This window comes from Leisingera sp. NJS204, from assembly GCF_004123675.1.
In the GTDB taxonomy this organism is placed as follows: domain Bacteria; phylum Pseudomonadota; class Alphaproteobacteria; order Rhodobacterales; family Rhodobacteraceae; genus Leisingera.
Genome location: NZ_CP035417.1, coordinates 2,967,023 through 2,990,906, shown reverse-complemented (window position 1 = coordinate 2,990,906; position 23,884 = coordinate 2,967,023). Strand labels below are relative to the sequence as shown.

Here is a 23,884-nt window from a genome sequence, read left to right as displayed (position 1 = left end):
GCCATGAAATCTTTGCGCATTGCGCTTTTGGCCTCTGTACTGCTGCTGCCGCTGCCGCTGGCGGCGCAGAATCAGCAGACCCTCGCTGATATCCGTCAGGAGCTGACTGTATTGCACGTCGAGATCCAGCGATTGAAGCGGGAGCTGTCGACTACCGGCGCGCCCTCGGCGGATCTATCCGGTAATACCGTTCTGGACCGGGTCGGCGCGATTGAAAGCGAGCTGCAGCGGCTGACCCTTCAAACCGAGGAGATGAATCACCGGATCGACCGGATTGTCAGCGATGGCACCAACCGGATCGGTGATCTTGAATTCCGGCTGGTCGAGCTGGAAGGCGGCGACATCGGCGCCCTGGGCGAGACGACCACGCTGGGCGGCGGTGAGCTGCCGGTTGCAGGCGCCGGCGCCATTGAGACGGAGGGCACGGGCGGCCCGGCATCAGGTGAGCTGGCAATCGGCGAGCAGGCGGACTTTGACGCTGCTGAAAAACTGCTGTCCGAGGGGCTTTACCAGGATGCGGCGGAGAAATTCGCGGCCTTCAATCAGGTCTATCCGGGCAGCCCGTTGGCGCCGGCCGCCGAATTCAGCCGCGGCAAGGCGTTGGACGGGCTGGGCGACACCCGCGAGGCCGCGCGGGCCTATCTGGCGGCGTTCTCCGGCAATTCCGTCGGGCCGGTGGCCCCCAAGGCGCTGTTTGAGCTGGGCTCGGCACTGGGCCGCCTTGGCCAGACCGATCAGGCCTGCGTGACGCTGACCGAGGTCGGCGTGCGCTTTCCGGGTGCGGCAGAAGAGGCCGAGGCCGCGGCGGAAATGGCCAAGCTGGGCTGTTCTTGACGGGCGTGCGGCGCGATATCCTGCCCCTGGTGCAGAGCCAGTTCCGCTCCGCCCTTCCTGACCGGCTGGGAATCGCTGTCTCGGGCGGCGGTGATTCGATGGCGCTGCTGCATCTGCTGCACGACTGTTTCGCCGGCGGCGAGGTCACGTTGTTTGCAGCCACTGTGGATCACGGGCTGCGTCCGGAAGCGGCGGCAGAGGCAGAGGTTGCAGGGGCGGCGGCAGCCCGGCTTGGCATCAGTCATGCGGTGCTGCGCTGGGAAGACGGGCCGCAAGAGGGCAATCTGCAGAATCAGGCCCGCGAGGCGCGCTATGATCTGCTGACCGGCTGGGCACGGCGCCACGGCATCCCGGTGCTGGCACTGGGCCACACTGCCGATGATCAGGCTGAAACGGTGCTGATGCGGATGGCGCGTGCCTCGGGTGTGACCGGGCTGTCGGGCATGGCAGAGCGGCGCACGCACAACGGCGTGACGCTGCTGCGGCCGCTGCTGGATGTAACCCGCTGCGAATTGCGGGAATATCTGGAAGGCCGTGGCATTGCATGGTCAGAAGACCCGAGCAACGAGGATACCAGATTCGAACGGGTCCGGGTGCGCCGGGCACTGCAGGAACTGGCGCCGCTGGGCCTGACCCCTGCGGTTTTTGCCAAGATTGCCCGCAACATGGCCAAAGCCCGTGAAGCGCTGGACTGGTACGTGTTCCTTGCCGCCCGCGACCTGGCGCATGTTCAGGCGGGGGCCGTTGTCCTGTGCCAGCGCAAATTCCGCACTTTGCCCAGTGAAATCAGCCACCGGCTGCTGGTGCGCTCCATTCAGTGGATTTCCGGCACTGCTTACCCGCCGCGCCGCGTGCCGATGGAAAAAGCCGTTCTGGCGGCCCGCAACGGCGGATCGGCCACATTGGCGGGCTGCCGTCTGGTCACCACCAGCAAACAAATATGGATCTGCCGCGAATATAATTCCGTGCGCGGCGAGGCCTCGCTGCCGGGGCAGGCCTGGGACGGCAGGTGGAAGGTTTTTGGCGGCGACGCAAAGGGTTGCGAGATTCGCGCGCTAGGCCAAAAGGGTCTGCAACTATGCCCGGACTGGCGTGCTGCAGGGATGCCGGGCGCCGTGCTGCAGGCCACTCCGGCAGTGTGGCGGGGCGGGGAATTGGCGGCTGCACCAGCGGCTGGATTTGCCAATGGCTGGTCGGCGGAAACCGCCGGAACCGAAGAAGAGTTCTTTGCATCCCTTTTATCGCATTGAACCTGCTCGAATGATCCTTATTTTAAGCACAACGCAGGCGGCCCGTGTGGCGCGCCTATCTGATAGGGAGAACTTTCCTTGGGCAACGCTCGCAATATCGCCTTCTGGGTTGTTCTGTTTCTGCTGATTCTGGCGCTGTTCAATTTGTTCAGCGGTTCCGGCAGCACGATGCAGAGCCGTGAACGCACTTTCTCGGACTTCGTCAGCTCGGTTGAGACCGGCAAGGTCAGCACCGTCACTCTGGACGGGGAACAGGTGCGCTACACCACGACCGATGGGCAGAACTATGTCACCATCAAACCGGCCGATGCCGAAGTCACAGCACTTCTGATCGACAAGAACATTCCAGTGCGCGCCGAAAAACAGCAGCAGTCGGGCTTTCAGTCCTTCCTGATCACGCTGCTCCCTTTCATTCTGCTGATTGGCGTCTGGATCTATTTCATGAACCGGATGCAGGGCGGCGGCAAAGGCGGTGCCATGGGATTCGGCAAGTCCAAGGCCAAGATGCTGACCGAAAAGCATGGCCGGGTGACCTTTGACGATGTGGCCGGCATTGATGAGGCCAAGGAAGAGCTGGAAGAGATCGTCGAATTCCTGCGCAACCCGCAGAAATTTTCGCGCCTCGGCGGTAAGATCCCCAAGGGGGCGCTGCTGGTCGGCCCTCCGGGCACCGGCAAGACGCTGCTGGCGCGCGCGATTGCTGGCGAGGCCGGTGTGCCGTTCTTCACCATCTCTGGCTCCGACTTTGTGGAAATGTTCGTTGGTGTCGGCGCGTCCCGTGTGCGCGACATGTTCGAGCAGGCGAAGAAAAACGCCCCCTGCATCGTCTTCATCGACGAGATCGACGCCGTGGGCCGCCATCGTGGCGCCGGTTATGGCGGCGGCAATGATGAGCGTGAGCAGACGCTCAACCAGCTGCTGGTTGAGATGGATGGTTTTGAGGCCAATGAGGGCGTGATCATCCTGGCCGCGACCAACCGTAAGGACGTTCTTGATCCCGCGTTGTTGCGTCCGGGCCGATTTGACCGCAACGTCACCGTTGGCAACCCGGATATTAAGGGCCGCGAAAAGATCCTGGGCGTGCATGCCCGCAAGACGCCGCTGGGGCCGGATGTGGATCTGCGCATCATCGCCCGTGGCACGCCTGGTTTCTCGGGTGCGGATCTGGCCAACCTGGTGAATGAGGCGGCACTGATGGCGGCCCGCGTCGGACGCCGCTTTGTCACCATGGAAGATTTCGAATCGGCCAAGGACAAGGTGATGATGGGGGCCGAGCGCCGCTCGATGGTGCTGACCCAGGATCAGAAGGAAAAGACCGCCTATCACGAAGCCGGCCATGCGGTTGTCGGCCATATACTGCCGGAATGCGATCCGGTTTATAAGGCGACAATCATTCCGCGCGGCGGCGCGCTGGGGATGGTGGTGTCCTTGCCTGAAATGGACCGGCTGAACTGGCACCGTGATGAATGCCAGCAGAAGCTGGCCATGACGATGGCAGGCAAAGCGGCTGAAGTGATCAAATACGGCGAGGACCATGTGTCCAACGGCCCGGCCGGCGACATCCAGCAGGCCAGCCAATTGGCCCGCGCCATGGTGATGCGCTGGGGCATGTCCGACAAAGTCGGCAATATCGACTATGCCGAAGCGCATGAGGGCTATTCGGGCAACACTGCCGGCTTCTCGGTCTCCGCAAATACCAAGGAGATGATCGAGGAAGAGGTAAAGAGCTTCATCCAAGCCGGCTATGACCGCGCGTTCCAGATCCTGACCGACCATCATGATGAGTGGGAACGCCTGGCGCAGGGCCTGCTGGAGTACGAGACGCTGACCGGTGAAGAGATCAAGCGCGTCATGAATGGCGAGCCGCCGCAAGCCGGTGATGACGAAGATGGCGGCGAGGATGAGGGTAATGCCTCGGTCACCGCAATCCCCAAGGCCAAGCCGAAAAAATCCCCGCCGGAAGGCGGCATGGAGCCTGAGCCGACAGCGTGAGGATCCTAACCTGAAAATGAAACGTCCCGGAAACCAGCTGCGGTTTCCGGGACGTTTGTTTTTGGGACGGGTGGCGGGGGCCGCGGCGGGCAGCTTTGCTGCCCGCCGCGGCCCCCGCCCGGATCGGATCGCTATCGCGATCCGATCCTTTGGCCGGCTGCGCGATTTCCTCATCCGGAAACAAAGGGGTATCAGGCATTTTCGCGCTGGCAACCGTTGTCAGAGCGTGTAGCCTTCGCCGGGATTGATCAAACTTCAGCAGGAGAAACAGGCAATGCCGGTATTGCGGGACAGCGGATTCAAAGGGGAAATCATCTGGCTGGGCATGGTTCCGGCTGGCGATAGTCTGCGGGCGGAACCGGCCGGCCAGTTGCAGCTTGGGTTTTCCGGCATTGCCGGCGGGCGCCACGAAGGGGAAAACCGCGCCTCCTGCGTGCGGGTCCGCAATCTCTATCCGGAAGGCACCGAAATCCGCAATGTCCGCCAGCTGACGATCCTGTCCGAGGAAGAGCTGGCTGTGATTGCCGCGGAAATGGGAATGGAGCGGCTCGACCCGGCCCATCTGGGCGCCACTATCATCCTGCGCGGCATCCCGGACTTTACCTTTGTGCCGCCTGGTTCCCGGCTGCAGGGACCGGATGGGGTGACCTTGACTGTCGACATGGAAAACCGGCCTTGCGTGCTGCCAGGGCGGGAGATTGAAAAAGATCACAGCGGATGTGGCGCCCGGTTCAAGCCTGCCGCAAAGAACCGCCGGGGAATCACCGCCTGGGTTGAACGGCCGGGAAGTGTGGACCTGGGCAGCAAATTTGCCCTCTTTGTGCCGGATCAACGCGCCTGGGCGCCGTGAAACCCTTCCTTAAAGGGAAAGCGTTTCCTTTAAGGAACCTTTGCAGGGCCTGCGAGAGACCTCACGCCGCTTCAAGGCAGGATAATGTCGGAAATCACGCGCGTGTTTTGCCGCATATTGGCTAAGTCTATCGCGAAACCGGCATCTCTGTGCCGGCGATTGTATGCAAACTCAGCAGGAACCTTGCCATGAGCTACAAGAGTGACATCGAGATTGCGCGTGAAGCGCAGAAGAAGCCGATCCAGGAGATTGGTGCGAAGATCGGGATTTCCAGCGATGACCTGCTGCCCTACGGCCACGACAAGGCAAAGGTGTCCCAGTCGTTCATCAACTCGGTTCAGTCCAAGGAAGACGGCAAGCTGATCCTGGTGACCGCGATCAACCCGACGCCCGCGGGCGAAGGCAAGACCACCACCACCGTGGGTCTGGGCGACGGTCTGAACCGGATCGGCAAGAACGCGATGATCTGTATCCGCGAGGCGTCCTTGGGCCCGAACTTCGGCATGAAGGGCGGCGCTGCAGGCGGCGGTTACGCGCAAGTGGTGCCGATGGAGGAAATGAACCTCCACTTCACCGGCGACTTCCACGCCATCACCTCGGCCCACTCGCTGCTGTCGGCGATGATCGACAACCACATCTACTGGGGCAATGAGTGCGAGATCGACACCCGCCGCGTTGCATGGCGCCGGGTTGTGGACATGAACGACCGGGCCCTGCGCACCATCACCGCGTCTCTGGGCGGTGTGTCCAACGGTTTCCCGCGCGAAGCCGGTTTTGACATCACCGTGGCCTCCGAAGTGATGGCGATCCTGTGCCTCGCGAACGATCTGAAGGACCTGGAAAAGCGCCTTGGCGACATCATCGTGGCCTACCGCCGCGACAAGACCCCGGTCTACTGCCGCGACATCAAGGCAGAGGGCGCAATGACCGTTCTGCTGAAGGACGCGATGCAGCCGAACCTGGTGCAGACCCTGGAAAACAACCCGGCGTTTGTGCACGGCGGCCCGTTCGCCAACATCGCGCATGGCTGCAACTCGGTGATTGCCACCAAGACCGCGCTGAAAGTCGCAGACTATGTGGTGACTGAGGCAGGCTTTGGCGCTGACCTCGGCGCCGAGAAGTTCATGAACATCAAATGCCGCAAGGCAGGCATTGCGCCGTCGGCAGTGGTGCTGGTTGCCACCGTGCGCGCGATGAAGATGAACGGCGGCGTTGCCAAGGCGGATCTGGGCGCCGAGAACGTCGAGGCTGTGAACAACGGCTGCGCCAACCTGGGCCGCCACATCGAGAACATCAAATCCTTCGGCGTGCCGGTTGTGGTTGCGATCAACCACTTCGTCACCGACACCGATGCCGAAGTGGACGCCGTCAAAGCCTACGCCGCCACCCATGGCGTCGAGGCGGTGTTGTCGCGCCACTGGGAGCTGGGCTCGGAAGGCTCGGCGCCGCTCGCCGAGAAGGTTGTGGAAATCGTCGATGCGGGCCAGGCCAACTTTGCGCCGATCTACCCGGACGAGATGTCGCTGTTCGACAAGATCGACACCATCGCCAAGCGCATCTACCGCGCCGACGAGGTGCTGGCCGACAACAAGATCCGCAATCAGCTGAAGGAATGGGAAGACGCAGGCTACGGCAATCTGCCGGTCTGCATGGCGAAAACCCAGTATTCCTTCTCGACCGACCCGAGCTTGCGCGGCGCGCCCACCGGCCATTCGGTTCCGGTGCGTGAGGTCCGCCTGTCAGCCGGTGCGGGCTTCATCGTTGCGGTCTGCGGCGAGATCATGACGATGCCGGGCCTGCCGCGCAAACCGGCCTCGGAAACCATCCGTCTGAATGACGACGGCCAGATCGAAGGCTTGTTCTAAGACAGGATATGCGGCACTCACGGCCCGGGACCCATCCCGGGCCGTGAGAGTTTTTAGACATGAGCACACGCACCCCGCCGGACGCCTGCGCAGATATGGCCAGCCTCAGGTTGCAGATCGACGATCTGGACCGGGAACTGATCGCGCTGCTGGCCCTTCGTGCCGGCTATATCGACCGGGCCATCGCGCTGAAGCAGGCAAACGGCTGGCCTGCGCGGATCCCTAGCCGGGTCGAGGAAGTGGTCATGAATGCCCGCGCCGCAGCTGAGGCCCAGGGGCTGGACCCGGACCTGACAGAGCGTTTGTGGCGGCAGCTGGTGGACTGGTCGATTGCCCGCGAGGCGCGGGTGATCCGGGAAGAGTGATGCTGGGCAGGGACCCTGCGGCCCGGGCATCGCGACCCTGAAAACGGACTGACGAAGGCAGGTCTCAGGCCTGCGGTAAAAAGGAAGAGATCAAATGGCAGCAACTCTGATTGACGGCAAGGCCTTTGCGGCCAAGGTGCGCGGCCAGGTGGCCGAACACGTGGCGCGGCTGAAAGAAGAGCACGGCATCACCCCCGGCCTGGCCGTGGTTCTGGTCGGCGAAGACCCGGCAAGCCAGGTCTATGTGCGCTCCAAGGGCAAGCAGACCGTTGAGGTCGGCATGAACTCGGTTGAGCACAAGCTGGATGCGGACACGTCCGAGGCGGATCTGCTGGCGGTGGTTGATCAGCTGAACAACGACCCCTCGATCCACGGCATTCTGGTGCAGCTGCCGCTGCCGGGGCATATGAACGAGGATCTGGTGATCAATTCGATCGCGCCGGAAAAGGACGTGGACGGGTTCCACATCTCCAACGTCGGCCTTCTGGGCACCGGTCAGAAATCGATGGTGCCCTGCACGCCCTTGGGCTGCCTGATGATGCTGCGCGACCATCATGGGTCGCTGTCGGGCATGGATGCGGTTGTGATCGGCCGTTCCAACATCGTCGGCAAGCCGATGGCGCAGCTCTTGCTGGGCGACAGCTGCACGGTGACCATCGCGCATTCGCGCACCAAGGACCTGGCCGAAGTGGTGCGCCGCGCCGACATCGTGGTGGCCGCCGTGGGCCGCCCGGAAATGGTGCCGGGCGACTGGATCAAGGAAGGCGCCACCGTCATCGATGTCGGCATCAACCGGATTGATGCGCCCGAAAAAGGCGAAGGCAAGATGAAGCTGGTCGGCGACGTCGATTTTGCCAGTGCCGCTGAGCGCGCCGGCGCCATCACCCCGGTGCCGGGCGGTGTCGGCCCGATGACCATCGCCTGCCTGCTTGCGAACACCGTCACCGCCTGCTGCCGCGCCAACGGTCTGAAAGAGCCCGAAGGCCTGACCGCCTGAGGCAGCGCAGAACGCTGAAACCTGTACCAAACAGCTCCCGCCGGACGCCTCCGGCGGGAGTATTTTTGGAAAGATGAAAAAGGGGCCGGGCGTTCATTCCAGAGCCTGTCTGCACCTCTGTGGATACGTGAAGAACGGGGGGCGGTTCCTCAGGCCGGGACGGGCACCATCGTGCCCTGGAGGATGGCAATCAGCTTCTCCTGGCTGCCCTGCAGTGCGTGGACCTCAGCCGTGACAATGACCAGTCGGCGTCCCGGTTTGATGACCTTGCCGGTCGCCCGTAAAGAGTCTCCGGCACCCGGCGCCAGCAGGTTGATCTTCATCTCAGCTGTCATCACTTCGCTGTCTTCCGGCATTTTTGTAAGCGCTGCATATCCGGCAGCGGTGTCGCCGATGGCAAAGCTCAGCGCTGCATGTGCCGCATCGTGCTGCTGGCGGCTGCCGGGCAGGATCGGCGCAGTGATCACCACTTCACCATCCGAGACGCTTTGGATGTTTGCGCCCAGGGTTTGCATCATGCTTTGCTTGGCGAAACTGCTGCGGATGCGGTGTTCCATTTTGAGTGTCCTTCTTTTGCTGAGGCCAAGCATAGAAGAGAAGGGGCGGTCCCATGTCGGTGACGCTGCGCCACTTAGCGGGGCATCGGTATCGGCAGGGCATGCGGACCGGTCAGAATGGCCAAGGCATTCGGCGCCATCAATGATGCAAGCGCCGGATCGGTGCTGCGCAATCCGCCGGTATAGGTGCCGAAGGCGGGCAGGATCAGGCGGGAGGCGTCCAGCAGGAAACAGGGGCGTGAATTGCTGCGGACGCGGGCCTTGGGATGGTAGTGGCCGGAGATTTCCGCCGTTTCCGGCGGATCAGCAATGTGGCGGAAGGTGAGGGGGCCAACCCGCAAGTCCGCCAAGTGCTCCCCGCCTAGACTGGTGGGGGCGGGGTCGTGGTTTCCCTCGATCCAGATCCAGCGGCGGTTTTGCATCAGGTCTTGGGTTTGGATCCTTTCAGGGGCCGGCAATTCTGTGGCTGCGGTATCATCGTCGAAACTGTCGCCGAGGCAAACCACAGTTGCCGGGTTGAGGTCTGCGACCAGTCTCTCAAGGCGGTTGAGGGTGTCACGGCCTTCGTAAGGGGGCAGGGCACTGCCGCCGCGCCGCGCATGGCGTGCGGATTTTCCAAGATGCAGGTCGGAGACGCAAAGCAGCCGGTGGTCCGCCCACAAGAGCGCGCCGGAGCCGAGCGCGGTCAGGCGGGTGCCTGCGAGGTTGAAATCAAATCCGTTCATGCTGTGGTCTTAGACGCGCTGGCCGAACAGGCAAGCGCTATTGCACCAGCCGGTCCAGTCCGGATAGCCGCATCAGCGCTTCGGCCTCGCGTTGCAGCAGCTTTTCCTGCGCTGCGCCTTTGACCGGAACCTTGCCAGCCTCCAGCAAAAGCGGCGCTGCAAGCGGCGAGATCCGGTCCAGCCGCCGCAGGGTGATCCGGCCATTGATCCGAGCCAGCATCTGCTCGACGCGGCCAAAGTCCACCAGCCCGCGCAGGGCTTCGTCGCGGGTGATGCTCATCAGCAGGTGGTCCGGGTCGTATTTCCTGAGCGTGTCATAGAGGATGTCGGAGGAGAATGTTGCTTGGCGCCCGTTCTTGCGCTGCCCGGGTGTGTTGCGTTCAATCAGCCCGGCAATGGTCGCCGCGCCGCGGAAGGCGCGTTTCATTACTGCGTTGCCGGCCAGCCAGCCGTCCAGCCCCTCGCGCAGGGCAGTGACATCGAACAGCGGGGCCGGGTCGGTCAGCGGCTCCAGACCCCAGATCAATGTGGCGTAGTCGGTCGAGACAAAGCCAAGCGGATCGAGGCCAAGCTCCTCCATCCGCTTGGTCAGGAGCAGCCCCAGCGTTTGCTGAGCGTTACGGCCGGCAAAGCCGTAAATGCAAGCATGCTCGCGCCCGTCGCGGGGGAAGCTTTCGATCAGCAGCGAGCCTGCGCGGGGAAGGTCCGAGACTTCGCGCTGCAGTTCCAGCCATTCGGCGGTGTGGCGGGGCAGATCTGGCCAGCTGTCCTGTTTGAACATCTCCAGGATGCGGGCGCTGAGCTGGGTGGAGGTGGCGAATTTGGTGCCGGAGAACACTGCGATCTTAGGTTTCCTGCCGGGGGTGCGGGTAACCTCGACGGTCATTTCGCGCAAGCCCTCGTATCGCACGGTCCGGCCGCCGATCAGGAATGTGTCGCCGGGGGTGAGGGTGGCGGCAAAGGCCTCTTCGATCTCGCCCAGGGGCTTGCCGCCGCGGCTGCGCTTCAGGCGCACCTTGATGAGGTCGGCGTCCTGAATGGTGCCCAGGTTCATGCGGATGCGTTGGGCGGCGCGCGGATCGCGCAGCTGCCATTTGCCGTCCGGGCGTTGCAACAGGCGCTGCCACTGGTCGTAGGCTTTCAGCGCGTAGCCGCCGGTGGCACAGAAATCGAGACAGGCATCGAAACCGGCGCGGGTGAGGGTGGCATAGGCGCCGGCGCTGGTTATTTCGGTGTAGAGTTCTTCCGCATCAAACGGCCCGGCACAGGCCGTAACCAGAATGTGCTGGCAAAGGACATCGCGGGGGGCGGGGCCGCGTGCCTCGCCGTCCAGATCCCCTGCACGGACGGCGTTCAGCGCGGCATGGCATTCCACCACCTCAAACCGGTTGGCGGGGACCAAAAGCGCCTTGGACGGGACGTTGTAGCTGTGGTTGGCGCGGCCGATGCGCTGGACCAGGCGTTTCACGTTCTTCGGTGCGCCGATCTGGATCACCAGATCCACATCGCCCCAGTCGATGCCGAGGTCCAGTGAACCGGTGCAGACAATGGCGCGCAGCTCGCCGCGGACCATGGCGGCCTCGACCCGGTCGCGCTGGCCCCGGTCGAGCGAGCCGTGATGGATCCCGATTGGCAGCGCATCGTCATTGGCGAGCCAGAGATTGCGAAAGAATATCTCGGCCTGGGCGCGGGTGTTGTGAAAAATCAGCGTGGTTTTATGCGCCTGGATCTGTTCCATCACCGCCGCGATGGCATAGGCCGCGCCGCCGCCGGCCCAGGGCGGGGCTTCTGCGGTTTCCAGCATCCGGATGTCCGGGGCGGGGCCGGGGTCGGCCTGCACGATATTGCAGGGGTCCGGGTGGCAGGCCAGATAGCTGGCAATGGCCTGCGGGTCGTCCACGGTAGCTGACAGGCCCACCCGGCGCAGATCAGGGCAGAGCGTTTGCAACCGCGCCAGGGCCAGCATCAGCTGGTCGCCTCGTTTGCTTTCGGCCAGCGCATGGATTTCATCCACCACCACCCGCTTCAGCCCTTTGAAAGTGCGGGCCGCATCCTCGTAGGAGGTGAGCAGCGCCAGGCTTTCCGGTGTGGTCAGCAGAATATGCGGCGGATCGGCGCGCTGGCGCCTTTTGCGGGAAGACGGCGTGTCGCCGGTGCGGTCGTCAATGCGGATGGGCAGGCCCATTTCCTCGACCGGGGTGCGCAGGTTGCGTTTGATGTCTGAAGCAAGGGCCTTGAGCGGTGAAATATAGAGAGTGTGCAGCCCGTCATGAGGGCTTTCTGCCAGATCGGCGAGGGTGGGCAGAAAGCCGGCCATGGTCTTGCCGCCGCCGGTGGGGGCGATCAGCAGGGTTGCCGGATCCCCGGCACGGTCCAGCATGGTATGCTGGTGCGGGTGGATGGACCAGCCGCGGGCGGTAAACCAGCCTAAAATGACCTTGGGAAGTTTGCTCATCCCTTCCTTTTAGGGGAAGGCCCAAAACTTTTCGAAAAGTTTTGCAAGAGTTTTTGAAAACTCTTGCTGCCGCCTGTCTGCCGGCGGGGATCACTTCACGATATCTTCGTCCTTGACGAACATGTTAGCCCAGGCGCGGTCGATCAGCTCGGGGGACATCTGATAAGGGATGCCCTCAAATTCGCAGATTGCGATGATCTGGTCGATCAGAAACACCGGCTGGTAGTTCGCATAGACGTTATCGATCGACGGGTATTTCCTTTTCAGCAGGTGTACCAATGCGCCTTCGTCCAGCGGCATGCCTTTCTTGCGGGCAACCATAGCAAAGATCTTGAGGTAGTTTTCCTGGTCCGGGCCGTCGATTTTGATCTTGAAAAAGATCCGCCGCAGGGCTGCCTGGTCAAAGATTTTGTTCGGGTGGAAGTTGGTGGAGAAGATCACCAGCGTGTCAAAGGGGACTTCGAACTTCTCGCCTGACTGCAATGCCAGGATGTCCTTGCTTTCCTCCAGCGGCACAATCCAGCGGTTGACCAGCGACTGCGGCGGTTCCGCCTGGCGTCCAAGGTCGTCGACGATGAAAATGCCGCCGGTGGATTTCAGCTGCAAGGGCGCCTGATAGGTGCGTGCGGTGGGGTTATAGACCAGATCCAGCATGTCCAGAGACAGTTCGCCGCCGGTGATTACGGTGGGGCGCTGGCACATGACATAGCGTTCGTCGAATCTGCGGCGGCGGCGCAACGCGTTGGGGTCTTCCGGTTCCTGCGCGACTTCGGTGTGGACGATCGGGTCATAGACCGTGATCACCTGGCCCGAATATTCAATGGCGCGCGGCACATAGACGTGGTCCCCCAGGGCGTCGCGGATACCGTTGGAGATTGAAGACTTACCGTTGCCCGGCGGACCGTACATCAGGATCGAACGGCCCGCGCTGACGGCCGGGCCAAGGTGGTCCAGCAGGCTGTTTGGCAGGATCAGATGCCCCATGGCATTGGTCAGCTGGTCGCGGGACACTTGGATGTTGCGGATCGACTGGCGTTTCACCTGCTCGCGGTAGACGTCCAGCGGCACCGGCATCGCCCCGAAGTATTCCGACTGGCTGAGCGCATCCAGCGCCCGCGATTTACCCGCATCGGTCAGCTGGTAGCCCATTTCGTTGCCGCTGTTGGCGTTGAGCGTGCCGGTGGCTTCCAGCAGCTTTTGCTCACGGGCGATATCCACCAGTTCCTGGGTGACGGCGCCAGGCAGGCAGATTGCCTCGGCGATTTCCGTGACGTTCTCGACGTTTTTGCGGAAGATGGTCTTCAGCAGGATGTCCCGCATCATCACCAGCGGCAGCTGCATCTGCGCCAGTCCCTTGGGGGCGGGCGGGGCCATCACGGTGAGGTTCTGCATGTTCATGGCGGTGCCTGTCCCTGAGATCGGATCCGTGCCCCGGCAGCCGGGGCGTTCAAGGAAACAGACTATTCAGGACTGTGGCAACAGCGGGGCAGAGCTGCAGCAATTCCGCGGAGGCGGCGGATTTCCAGCGAAGTTTTTACAGCGGATGCAGTCAGCTGCCAAAGCGCGCTGCCAGCACCAGGTAGAGGGCCAGGGTGCCGCCCAGGCACAGGCCCATCGGGAAGCTTTTGCCGGTGTCCCAGCTTTGCCATTGCGGCGCCAGCCGGCGCAGGGGGGTGTATTTGGCGATCCGGTGGGCGGTGAACCCGGCCAGCAGGGTGGCAGCAAAGATAATCATCAACAGCCGCAGGTCGCCAAGCGCAAAGAAGGGGGCGGCGGCACCTGCAAATTTGGCGTCGCCCGCGCCGACCGCACCGGCTGCATAGAACAAGTAGCCCAGGCCGATGCCGACCGGCAGGTGCAGCAGATGCCAGCCGTAGTCCGCCCAGCTGGGCATCAGCATCGCGCCTGCAACCACATAGATCACGGCTAGCAAATCGACGGCCCAGTTGGGGATGCGCATGCCGCGCAGATCTGTCAGCGCGACTGTGTAGCACAGCGGCAGCACAAAGGGCAGGAACCACAGGGCAGCATGGGCCGGGAACTGCATGGATCAGCCGTTCTCCAGGGCCGCCAGCGAGCGCGAGGCTTCCTCAAAGTGCTGCGGGTGGGTGTCAATCGCTTCGCGCAGCAGATTCTCGCCGGTCTTGACGTCGCCTTGCTTTACTGCCGACAGCGCCAGCGTGTGCAGCAGCAGTGCGCGTTCAGTCTGATCCATCGGAATTACCGGCAGGGTGTAATTGCGTTGCGCGCCGCGGGCCAGAACCAGGTTGTTCTTGGCTGTGAACAGGCGTTGATCCTGGCGGATTGCTTCGCCGAACAACCGCTCAGAGCCGGCGAAATCGCCGCGGGTCAGCTTGGAATAGCCCCAATTGTTCATCACTTTTGCGGGTTTTGTCGTCAAACCCACGGCAATTTCATAAAAGCTGTCCGCGCGTTTCCAATCTTTGGCGGCATCCGCCACAACTGCCTCCAGGCGGTAGCGCTCATAGGTCTCATGGGTTGGGGGAACCCTGTCCAGTTCTGCCTTGGCCCCGTCCCATTCGCCGCTGCGCACAAGCGCGCCGGCCAGCTGAACATGATCCTCGCTGGTGGCCCCCTTCATCGAGACAACTTTTTTCCAGGCGGTGGTGCCTTCGGTGGTGCGCTTGGCGCGGATCAGCGAATAGGCCAGCCCGCGTTGCAGTTCAATCCGGTCCGGGCTGTTCTTCAGCGTCCGCTGGAAATGGGCAACCGCCTCGTTCGGGTCGGCGACCGAGAGCATGACGTCATTCAGATTGCTCTCGTCGATGACATTCACTTCCTGAAAAGCCCGTTCCACGGTTTCATCGGCTTTCTCTGCGCAGGCCGACAAAAGCAGCGCCCCTGCCAGAGAAGCGGATAGGAAATACTGCTGGCGCATTGGTGCGTCCTTTTTACTGCTCTGCCTCTGTCATGGTGCTTGGCTTATCAGGTAGCTGCCGCCGCCTTGCCGCACCAATTTATAGTCTTGATTTTGAGGGTCAGTATGCGCAGGATTTTCAAGCTTTGCGAGAGCAAGGCGTAAATTATCGCGGATTGCGTCACTTTCGCCATTGTCAAGCGCATAGGCGCGCTGGAACACCTGCACGGCTTCGGCGGTTTTGCCGCGCTCCATCAGCACGACGCCCAGGTTGTTCATCGGTTCAGGCCAGGTGCCGTCCGCATCCACCGCCTGGCGCAGCAGCTCTTCTGCCTGGCCAAGCCGCCTGAGGCCCAGTTTGGCACTGCCCATGCCGGTCAGAACTTCGGGCGTGAGCCCGTGGTCAAGGGCCGCGCGGGTGAAGGCGTCCAATGCCAGTTCATGCTGGCCCGCTGCCATCAGCCGGTGGCCGACTACCAGCCCGTCCTCGGCCTGCTGGCGGTGATTGCCGCCTGGCGCCCAAGGGCTGCCCTTGTCCTGTTTCAGCCCGCCCGGCGCGCAGGCCGCCGCCAGCGCAACAACGCTGGCGGCGGCAATAGCACGGCAGAGACGGCCCGGCCCGGCCCGTCCTGATGAGTTCATGTTCGGTTGCCTCAGTTGCCCATGTTCATGATGCCCTGCACCGACGGGCCGACCAGAATGATCAGCAGCGGCGGGACTGTCAGGCCCATTGTGGCAAGGGTCATCTTCACGGGCAACTTGTTTGCGGCCTCTTCCGCGCGCATCACACGCTTGTCGCGCATTTCCCCGGCATAAACCCGCAAAGCGTCTGCGATCGAGGTGCCGAAGCTGGCGGACTGAATCATTACAGTCACAAAGGAGGAGACATCCTGCACCCCGCAGCGGGTGGCCATGTCCCGCAGGACCTTGTCCTTTTCCTTGCCTGCCTTCATTTCTTGCGCGACAACCTCGAATTCTTCGGCCAGATCCGGGAAAGAGGCGTGCAGCTCCTTGGCGACGCGAACAATCGCCTGGTCCAGCGACTGGCCGGCTTCGACACAGACCAGCATCATGTCCAGCGCATCCGGGAAGCCTTCGGTGATCTTTTGCTTGCGCTCTTCAATCCGGCGGGTGATCCAGTATTTCGGCAGCAAATAGCCGGCCGCACCGGGGCCGATGATGCGGATCGCCATTTGCTGGCTGTCATAATCGATATCGGCCTTCAGCACATAGACAAAGAACAGCCCCGCCAGCAGACCCAGAATGCCCAGAGCAAACTGCAGGAAATGAAACAGGCGTACCGAGTCCTTGGAGTGATACCCCGCCTGGCGCAGCTTCAGTTCCATCGCTGACAGTTCGTCTTCGTTCTGCGGTTCCAGAAAGCCTGCGAATTTTTGCAACTGCTCGTTGCGGTCGGCCTGGCGCAACCGCTGCTTTTGCGGTTTGTTCCGGGTTTCGGGCGCCATGTTCTTTTGCAGCTTCTTCAGCGGATCCTCGGGCTGGTTCAGCAGCAGCGGAACCGCCAGCAGGATCATGAACAGCCCGGCAATGCCAAGCGCCAGGAGCGGGCCGAACTCGCCGAATTGCGACGTCAGGTAATCGTTTATTCCGGTCAGAAATTCCACGGTCCCCTCCTTACACTTTGATGTTGGTCAGCACGCGCATGACGATCAGATTGGCAGTCAGCATCACACCCACCGCAAAACAGGCGGGGATGAACCAGGGATGGTCCAGCACGCCGTCATAATAATTGGGATCCTTAACCAGGATCCCGATCAGGCAGAACAGCGGGAACCCCGACAGGAATTTGCCCGACCACTGCGCCTCGGCGGTGATGGCCTTGACCCGGCGGAACAGGCGGAAGCGGGCGCGGATCACTTTGGCCAGGCCTGCCAGAACTTCGGCCAGGTTGCCGCCTGATTGCTGCTGGATGGTGACGGCAACAGCCAGAAAGCGCATGTCCTGCATGTCCAGCCGTTCCGCCATTTCCTTGAGCGATTCGCCGACATCGCGGCCATAAGCGCATTCGTCGGAGATAATGCCGAACTCGGTCGCCAAGGGGTCTTCAACCTCATTTGCGACGATCTGCACGGCCGAGGTGAACGGATGGCCGACGCGCAAGCTGCGCACCATCAGTTCCACCGCATCCGGCAGCTGTTCTTCGATCATGGCCATCCGCTTGGCGGCTTTCTTGTTAACCCAGAAGAACACCGCACCAACGCCGATGATGACGGATCCCAGGATCCGGACGGGCAGGGGGGCCGAAGTACCGATGCTGAGGCCGGCAAAAGCAACGGCAGCAAGGGCGGCCATGATCAGGATCAGCTGCTTGGGCGAAAAGGCAATCGCGGCTTTCTGCGCCCGCTCCGACAGCAGTGAATAGAGCGGGATAGACTGCGATTTGGCGTGCTGGCCCAGCTCTTTACGCAGCTGCTCCAGCACCTGTTCGCGGTTGCTGCCCTTCTCCATCATCTCCAGCCGGCGGTTCACCTTGCTGTTGAGGCTGATGGATTTGCCGAAGGTGAACAGATACAGGCCTTCGACCAGGGCCAGAACCCCAAAGAAGATCGCGCCATAAATAAGCGGCTCGGCACTCAGTTGCATCAGCGTGCCTCCATCACAGTGGGTTCATAGATCGACGGCGGCAGATCAAAGCCCCACAGGCGGAAGCGCTCAGAGTAATGGCTGCGCACGCCGGTGGCGGTGAAATGGCCGATGATCTTGTTGTCCGGGGTCAGCCCGACCCGCTGGAAACGGAAGATTTCCTGCATCGAGATCACGTCGCCCTCCATGCCGGTGATTTCGGTGATGGAGGTCATCCGGCGGGAACCGTCCTGCAGACGCGAGGCTTGCACAATGAGGTTCACAGCCGAAGAGATCTGGCTGCGCACTGCTTTGAGCGGCATTTCAATGCCTGCCATCGCAATCATGTTTTCCAGGCGTGAAATCCCGTCGCGGGCTGAGTTGGCATGGATCGTGGTCATCGAGCCGTCATGGCCGGTATTCATCGCCTGCAGCATGTCGATGACTTCCTCGCCGCGGGTCTCGCCGACGATGATGCGGTCAGGGCGCATCCGCAAAGCGTTCTTCAGACAGTCGCGAGGGGAGACCTCGCCCTTGCCTTCAACATTGGGCGGGCGGCTTTCCATCCGGCCCACATGGGTCTGCTGCAGCTGCAGTTCCGCGGTATCCTCGATCGTCAGGATCCGCTCGGAATTGTCGATGAAGCTGGACAGCGCATTCAGTGTGGTGGTTTTACCCGAACCGGTCCCGCCCGAGACGATGACATTCAGCCGGGTCGAAACTGCGGCCTGCAGAAAGGCGGCCATCTCCTCGGTGAAGGCGCCGAAATTCACCAGGTCGTCGATGCCCAGCTTGTCTTTTTTGAATTTCCGGATCGACACCAGCGAGCCATCCACCGCAACCGGCGGCACCATCGCGTTGAAACGCGAGCCATCGGCGAGGCGGGCGTCCACATAGGGGTTGCTCTCATCAACACGGCGGCCCACAGCCGACACGATCTTGTCGATGATCCGCATCAGATGCTTCTCATCCTTGAAGGTGATGTCGCTGATCTGCAGCTTGCCATCGCGTTCAACAAAGATCTGCTGCGGGCCGTTCACCAGGATATCGCTGACCGTGTCGTCCTGCAGCAGCGCCTCAAGCGGGCCAAGGCCGGTGACCTCGTCATACAGCTCCTTGTTCAGCTGCTGGCGGTCTTCGCGGTTCAGGACGATGCCTTTTTCCGCCAGAATCTCGGTTGCAATCGTGGCGATCTCAGATCGCAGTTCTGCCTCGCCTGCGCGTTCCAGCGCGGCCAGGTTCAGGTTCTCCAAAAGCTCCCGGTGCAGCTGGATCTTGATCTCGCCCAAACGCTCCTTGCGCTTGCGGTCCTTATCCATCGGCTGCGCCTCGGCGGCCTTGCGCTGGACCGGCCGCCGCAGACTGGCAGCAGGCGCGGCAGCAGCCGCCGCGACCGGAACCGGCGCAGGCGCAGGTGCGGCAGGTTTGGCCGCTTGCTTTTTGTACTTGGAAAACATCAACTCACCCCCGGTTCAGCCGCTCAGGCGGCTTCGGCTTCACTTCGGCCCAATGCGTGCAGCGAGGCTGCAAGCTTGGCGATTTCTTTGCGCAAGGGATTCTTCGCTGCCGAAACGGCCAGCGGCAGCCCGTGGTCGCAGCTCTGCAGAACCTGCTTGCCGCCATCGGGCAGCTGCAGGTCGATGGAGATGCTCAGGGATTCGGCCATCCGTTTGACCCGGCTTTTGCCGGCAAGATCGGTGAACTTCGGTGCCCGGTTCAGGGCAAAGCGCAGTTTTTCGAACGGCAGGTCCTCGGACTGCAGCGCCCGCTTCATGCGCAGCGCATTCTGTGCCGAACGCATGTCCAGTTCGATCATCGCGAAGTAAACATGCGCCATGTTCAGAACGGTTTCAGACCATTGCACCAGCGTATGGGGCATATCGACGACAACAAAGTCGAAGTGGCTGCGCGCCATCCCGATCACCCGTGTGATATCCTCGGGCGACAGCAGATCCAGCGGCACCAGCTCGGACGGTGCCGTCAGAACCTGCAGCTTTTCCTGAAACGGCAGCAGCGCCTGGCCGAACAGATCCGCGTCCATGCTTTCAGTTTCGCTGAGCATTTCCATCACCACCTCGCGGCGGGGCAGGTCAAGGTAGGTCGAGACCGAACCGTGCTGCAGATCCAGATCCAGCAGGCACACGCTGGGCTCGTCATGTTCGCTGAGCGCTGCAAGCTCCCAGGCCAGGTTGACAGCCATGGTGGTCGATCCGGTACCGCCTGCCAGCCCGTGACAGACAATCACCGCGCCTTCGCGCTGGCTGCCGGACTGCAGCTGGTGCGGGTTCTGCGCAACTTCCGGTTCCGGCGCCTGCAGCCGTTCGATGGCAGCCTGCAATTCCTGTTCAGGCAGCGGGTAGGGCACAAACTCGTCCGCGCCCTGGCGCAGCAGCGTATGCAGTGCCGCCGGGGTCACGTCCTCGGCGATCAGGATCACCTTGATGCCGCGCGCCTTTGCCTGGTTGATAATCTCTCCCATCAGCGGCAGATCGCCCTCATCGGCGCTGTCGATGGCCAGGGCCACAAACTGCAGCGGCTCTGCCTCGGTCTGGCCAAAGAAAGCCAGCGCTTCGGTAAAGCCCAGATCGCCCCAGGCCTCGCCCAGGACGGCTTCCATATCTTCGATAAGGAGGTCGAAATTCTGCACGTCCCGGCTGATCGTGCAGGCAACAATCGCAGGTGTGTCTGTTTGCGGCATTCCGCTGCTCATCGCCATCATCCTTGTTCACTTGGGCAGACCGGGCTTTGGGCACAGTCCGCCTCTTGGAAACAATGTCGGTGGCAATCTAGGCGATATTGGGGCCAAAAATCCCCAAATCTGGGGAATTGTTACTACTTCGTAACCAGCTGGCCGCGTCTTCTGCCTACTGCAGCGTGCGCTCCAGCGACTGCTGTTCGGTCAGGGTGGTGCCCGGAATCGCGCTTTCCAGATATTCGCGATAGATGATCTGGGCGTATTTCCCGTCCAGCACCGTCGGGTGGCGCTTAAGGAAACCGCTGACCTCGGTCACCGTCCGGCGGTTGCGGCGTTCGCGCTCAGGTGTCGGGACCAACGGCTGGGTTTCACCGTGCGACACCACTGCTTCCAGCCGGCTGCGGCTGATGCCGCGGGAAACCAGATAGTTCACAGCCGCGCGGGCCCGGCGCAAGCCGAGGGATTTGTTATAGCCGTTGCTGCCGACCGCGTCGGTGTGGCCGAAGACGCGGAATCGCACCTCGGGGAATTGCTTGATCCAGACCGCCTGGCGGTCCAGAACCGTCCGCGCCGTCTGATCCAGCCGGGCGCTGTCAAAATCGAAGTTGATCGTCGTGGGCACTTCTTTGGCGAACCGGCTGGCCAATTGGATGGCAAAGTTGCGTTCCCCGCTCATCACCGCCGCATTGCTAAGGGTCGCCTCGCCAAAGTCGCCTGAGCGGTTCAGCTCGCGGCCGGCCTCCCGTTCGCAGGCGGCTGCGGCCAGAAGAATAGCGAAAATTGCAGCGGTTCTGATCATCTGTGCCACTCCCTATCAGTCCAGCACGTAGCCGTATGAGCCGTTGAAGTCCTGCTTGGCCACTTCGGCCGCCGGTCCGTTTTTGGTGCGGGAGGTGCGCCCGAACAGGAACAGGTCCTTTTCGCTTGGCGGCGCCACCCGGTCGGTCGGCAGGGTCAGCGCCTCGCCGCGGGTCGGGGTCACCAGGTGGGCGCTGACGATGATCACCAGCTCGGTCTGTTCGCGCTGGTAATCGGCGCTGCGGAACAGCGCGCCCAGCACTGGCACGTCGCCAAGCCAGGGCAACTGTGAAGAGTTGTCGAGAAATTCATCACGGATCAAACCGGCGATGGCAAAGCTTTCGCCGTCGCGCATTTCTACCGTGGTGGACGTTTCCCGGCGCGTGAAGGCGTCGATGGTCAGGCCGCTCAGCTCCAGCGCATTGGAGGGGTCGATGGCCGACACAGCGGCATTCAGTTCCAGATTGATCAGGTCGCCGTCGATCACCCTGGGAATGAAATTCAGCTCAATCCCGAAGGGTTTGAATTCAACAGTGATGACGCCGCCTTCTTGAGCAATCGGAACCGGGTATTCGCCGCCAGCCAGGAATTTCGCCTCCTGACCTGACAGGGCGGAAAGGTTGGGTTCCGCCAGGGTGCGGACAACGCCTTTTTGCTCAAGTGCTTCCAGCAGCAGGCTGACCTGGACGGAACCTGCGTTGAAGCCGAACAGGAATGCGCCGGTGTTTTCGTTGGCTGCAGGGATGTTGCCGGCCAGCGAGTTGGCCAGTGCGCCGGATGTGTTCAGTGTGTTGATGCCGCCGGTGCGGCCATTGCCGGTGCCGCCGTTAAAGCCCAGCGAGGCGCTCAGCGATTTTGAGACCGAGCGCTGCATTTCGGCAAAGCGGACCTTAAGCATGACCTGCTGCACACCGCCGACCGACATCAGATTGCTGACCCGCTCCGGCGCATAGCGTTCGGCCAGGTCCAGCGCCCGCTGCAGCCGCGCTGCGCTGGACACGGTGCCGGACAAAACAATGCCGTCGTTGGCGGTGCGGACTTCGATTTTTTCATTGGGCAGGATCTGGCGCAGACGTTCTTTGAATTCGGTCACATCTGCCGCCACCCGCACGTCCACATTGGTGATCAGCCGGCCGGAACCATCAAGCAGCGTCAGCGTGGTCAGGCCGGGCGACTTGCCCAGCACATAAATCGTGCGGTCGGACAGGGAGGAGATATCTGCAATGCCGGGGTTGGCGATGCTGAGCTCAGCAAAAGGGGTTTCGCTTTCCACCACCACGGCGCGGTTCATCGGCACGTCCAGTCGTGAAGCCGTGCCTTTTTTAACTACCCGCAAGGATTGCGCTGATGCCCCATCTGCCTGTGGCATACCAATAAGCGATAGCCCCACCAGGGCCGCCGCTACGAACCGTCCAATTGCCATGTGACCTGCCTTTCCGATCACGCCTCAAAATCCGGGTCTTTTCGCCCGCTCTTTCGGGCACTGTGGTGCAGATCCCGAATTATTGCAAGAATCAATGGCTTCGGGGGTGTTCCTGACCAAAGGCTATTGTGGGGCCTGCGCAACAGGCAAAACAGCCGCCCTTCGTTTGAGTGGGGCGGCTGAGCCTGTTAACGGTCTGCGCGGAAATGAAATTCCTAGTTTGTGCAGGGGATCGGAATTTCCACAACCTCGGCGCCGCGGCGGGTGCGGATGGTGCAGACTTTTTCCTTTTCCACTTCTTGCGGCGCTTCCAATGCCCCCAGGCCGAGCAAGCTGCGCTGGTCCACTTCGACAACCGAGGCGATGGTGTCATCGCCGGCGCCGACCAGGGCCAGCGACAGCCGTCCGGTGGTTTGCGCCTGTGCCAGCGCGGCGACCTGCCTGGGGTGGGCCGCAACAGTGACGGTGCGGGCGATGACGGCTTCGTTGATATCGCCGCCGGCGCTTTGGTCAATGGCCACCAGTTCCACATTGGTCTGAATCAGACGGGTGACCTCGCCGCGGCTACCGGCCGATCCAGGCATCATGCCGGTCCAGTAGACGTCCACTTTGTCGCCAGGCCGCAGGAAACCCGAAACACCTGAGGAGACATCGACCTTGATTGCAAAGGCGCGCATACCGCGCTGCAACCGCGAGGTGATGCCGGCGTCTTCGCCAGGTGCCGTGACCTTGAGCGCCATGATGGCTTCATCCGTTTCCATGGCGCGCAGAACCACTCTCAGCTGATCACCGGCATGCGGCGGAAACAACTCTTCATGGGTGATAAAGGCACCTTCGGGAATGGCATCTTCGGGCCAGCGCACGGTGCGCACTGCGTCCTGGGACAGCCGCTCGCCGTATTTCAAGGGTTTGGTGGCGACAAAAACATCCACCAGCGGCACCGCTTCGGCGCGGGCCGCGCGCTCGCGGGCCAGTTCATTCTGATAGGCCGAGATATAGTTTTTTGCCATCATGACGGCGCCGCCCGCGAGGGCCACACCGACGATCAGCACCAGTCCGAAAACTGCACGCATTGTGTTACCTCTCATAGATTTCAGCCGGCGCCCCGCGGGGCGGAACCGGCTGCTGGATCACTCGAACTGCGGCGGCAATTGATGGTGTCCGCCAAGCCTCAGCCAAAGTTCCAGTTGCTCATAAAATCTGCCAGCCCCTGGGCCAGGCCAAGCGCGCCGTCTTGCGTCATCCCGGCAATCAATACGGCCAGCCCGATTGCGGCGGCGGCCAGGATAACCCAGTCAACGGTTATCGCTCCGTCGTCACTGGCAATGAATGACCATAGTTTCTTCATGTTGCGGACCTCGCTGCCCAAAGGGGGTCAAGGGATAGGATCGCCTGCTGAAAGCAATCCCGTGTTAGTATCATTAAGCTTCATGAATGGGGCGTCAATGGGGCGTAATTCAGTGCTTTTTGCCTAATAACCTATTAATGCGAGGGGGCAGGAAGGAAGCGTTTTTTGGCGCAGGGTTTGCCTCGCTTTCCACTTCCCAAGTTCATTAAAGCCGGTAGATTTCGCCAGATAACTTTACTCGGGACCGGCCTCATTACAGAAGTGCCGAA

22 protein-coding genes are annotated in these 23,884 nt (G+C 62.0%); 7 read left to right on the top strand and 15 right to left on the bottom strand.

The features are described 5' to 3' along the window. Nucleotides 1–3 precede the first annotated feature (3 nt). The 7 genes from ybgF (at nt 4) to folD (ending at nt 8,153) form a co-directional block, all read left to right on the top strand. On the top strand, nt 4–834 hold the full coding sequence (gene ybgF / locus ETW24_RS14700; RefSeq protein ID WP_129371747.1) for a tol-pal system protein YbgF: 831 nt from the start codon (nt 4–6) through the stop codon (nt 832–834). Beyond that, a complete protein-coding gene (gene tilS / locus ETW24_RS14695) occupies nt 831–2,084 on the top strand; it encodes a tRNA lysidine(34) synthetase TilS (RefSeq protein ID WP_129371746.1) in 1,254 nt (417 codons plus the stop codon). Before ybgF ends, tilS begins: the two co-directional genes overlap by 4 nt. Before the next feature lie 78 nt (nt 2,085–2,162). Beyond that, nucleotides 2,163–4,076, top strand: a complete 1,914-nt coding sequence (gene ftsH / locus ETW24_RS14690) for an ATP-dependent zinc metalloprotease FtsH (RefSeq protein WP_129371745.1) — start codon at nt 2,163–2,165, stop codon at nt 4,074–4,076. A 274-nt stretch (nt 4,077–4,350) separates the two neighbouring features. Beyond that, nucleotides 4,351–4,926, top strand: coding sequence for an MOSC domain-containing protein (locus ETW24_RS14685; RefSeq protein WP_129371744.1), 576 nt, complete (start codon nt 4,351–4,353; stop codon nt 4,924–4,926). Nucleotides 4,927–5,114: 188 nt separating this feature from the next. Next, complete coding sequence (locus tag ETW24_RS14680) at nt 5,115–6,791, top strand: formate--tetrahydrofolate ligase (protein ID WP_129371743.1); 1,677 nt, start codon at nt 5,115–5,117, stop codon at nt 6,789–6,791. A 59-nt stretch (nt 6,792–6,850) separates the two neighbouring features. Beyond that, nucleotides 6,851–7,156, top strand: coding sequence for a chorismate mutase (locus ETW24_RS14675; RefSeq protein ID WP_129371742.1), 306 nt, complete (start codon nt 6,851–6,853; stop codon nt 7,154–7,156). Nucleotides 7,157–7,250: 94 nt separating this feature from the next. Beyond that, a complete protein-coding gene (gene folD, locus ETW24_RS14670; RefSeq protein WP_129371741.1) occupies nt 7,251–8,153 on the top strand; it encodes a bifunctional methylenetetrahydrofolate dehydrogenase/methenyltetrahydrofolate cyclohydrolase FolD in 903 nt (300 codons plus the stop codon). Nucleotides 8,154–8,302: 149 nt separating this feature from the next. On the opposite strand, the gene ETW24_RS14665 is transcribed toward folD, so the two are convergent. The 15 genes from ETW24_RS14665 to ETW24_RS24315 all read right to left on the bottom strand — a co-directional run bounded on the left by ETW24_RS14665 (nt 8,303) and on the right by ETW24_RS24315 (nt 23,615). Beyond that, entirely contained in the window at nt 8,303–8,710 is a 408-nt protein-coding gene (locus ETW24_RS14665; protein WP_129371740.1) for a PaaI family thioesterase, read from the bottom strand. 74 nt (nt 8,711–8,784) lie between these two features. Then, complete coding sequence (gene pdeM, locus ETW24_RS14660) at nt 8,785–9,435, bottom strand: ligase-associated DNA damage response endonuclease PdeM (protein ID WP_129371739.1); 651 nt, start codon at nt 9,433–9,435, stop codon at nt 8,785–8,787. 37 nt (nt 9,436–9,472) lie between these two features. Continuing rightward, entirely contained in the window at nt 9,473–11,890 is a 2,418-nt protein-coding gene (locus ETW24_RS14655) for a ligase-associated DNA damage response DEXH box helicase (RefSeq protein ID WP_129371738.1), read from the bottom strand. 90 nt (nt 11,891–11,980) lie between these two features. Beyond that, a complete protein-coding gene (locus tag ETW24_RS14650) occupies nt 11,981–13,288 on the bottom strand; it encodes an ATPase (RefSeq protein WP_129371737.1) in 1,308 nt (435 codons plus the stop codon). Between the two features lie 151 nt (nt 13,289–13,439). Then, on the bottom strand, nt 13,440–13,937 hold the full coding sequence (locus ETW24_RS14645; RefSeq protein WP_129371736.1) for a prepilin peptidase: 498 nt from the start codon (nt 13,935–13,937) through the stop codon (nt 13,440–13,442). Between the two features lie 3 nt (nt 13,938–13,940). Further along, entirely contained in the window at nt 13,941–14,789 is an 849-nt protein-coding gene (locus ETW24_RS14640) for a tetratricopeptide repeat protein (RefSeq protein ID WP_129371735.1), read from the bottom strand. A 30-nt stretch (nt 14,790–14,819) separates the two neighbouring features. Next, nucleotides 14,820–15,410, bottom strand: a complete 591-nt coding sequence (locus ETW24_RS14635; protein ID WP_129371734.1) for a tetratricopeptide repeat protein — start codon at nt 15,408–15,410, stop codon at nt 14,820–14,822. A gap of 11 nt (nt 15,411–15,421) precedes the next feature. Next, complete coding sequence (locus ETW24_RS14630) at nt 15,422–16,393, bottom strand: type II secretion system F family protein (RefSeq protein ID WP_129371733.1); 972 nt, start codon at nt 16,391–16,393, stop codon at nt 15,422–15,424. Nucleotides 16,394–16,403: 10 nt separating this feature from the next. Then, nucleotides 16,404–17,372 (bottom strand): type II secretion system F family protein, encoded by a 969-nt coding sequence (locus ETW24_RS14625; RefSeq protein ID WP_129371732.1) that lies wholly within the window; start codon nt 17,370–17,372, stop codon nt 16,404–16,406. Next, nucleotides 17,372–18,808 (bottom strand): CpaF family protein, encoded by a 1,437-nt coding sequence (locus ETW24_RS14620; RefSeq protein WP_129371731.1) that lies wholly within the window; start codon nt 18,806–18,808, stop codon nt 17,372–17,374. Before ETW24_RS14620 ends, ETW24_RS14625 begins: the two co-directional genes overlap by 1 nt. A gap of 23 nt (nt 18,809–18,831) precedes the next feature. Further along, nucleotides 18,832–20,061, bottom strand: a complete 1,230-nt coding sequence (locus tag ETW24_RS14615) for an AAA family ATPase (RefSeq protein WP_164982749.1) — start codon at nt 20,059–20,061, stop codon at nt 18,832–18,834. Between the two features lie 154 nt (nt 20,062–20,215). After that, nucleotides 20,216–20,845, bottom strand: coding sequence for an OmpA family protein (locus ETW24_RS14610; protein WP_129371729.1), 630 nt, complete (start codon nt 20,843–20,845; stop codon nt 20,216–20,218). A gap of 15 nt (nt 20,846–20,860) precedes the next feature. Beyond that, entirely contained in the window at nt 20,861–22,267 is a 1,407-nt protein-coding gene (locus ETW24_RS14605) for a type II and III secretion system protein family protein (protein WP_129371728.1), read from the bottom strand. Between the two features lie 215 nt (nt 22,268–22,482). Next, nucleotides 22,483–23,340, bottom strand: a complete 858-nt coding sequence (gene cpaB / locus ETW24_RS14600) for a Flp pilus assembly protein CpaB (RefSeq protein WP_129371727.1) — start codon at nt 23,338–23,340, stop codon at nt 22,483–22,485. A 98-nt stretch (nt 23,341–23,438) separates the two neighbouring features. Then, the gene (locus ETW24_RS24315) at nt 23,439–23,615 is read right to left on the bottom strand and encodes a hypothetical protein (RefSeq protein ID WP_164982748.1); all 177 of its coding nucleotides are present in this window, start codon (nt 23,613–23,615) and stop codon (nt 23,439–23,441) included. Nucleotides 23,616–23,884: the final 269 nt, after the last annotated feature.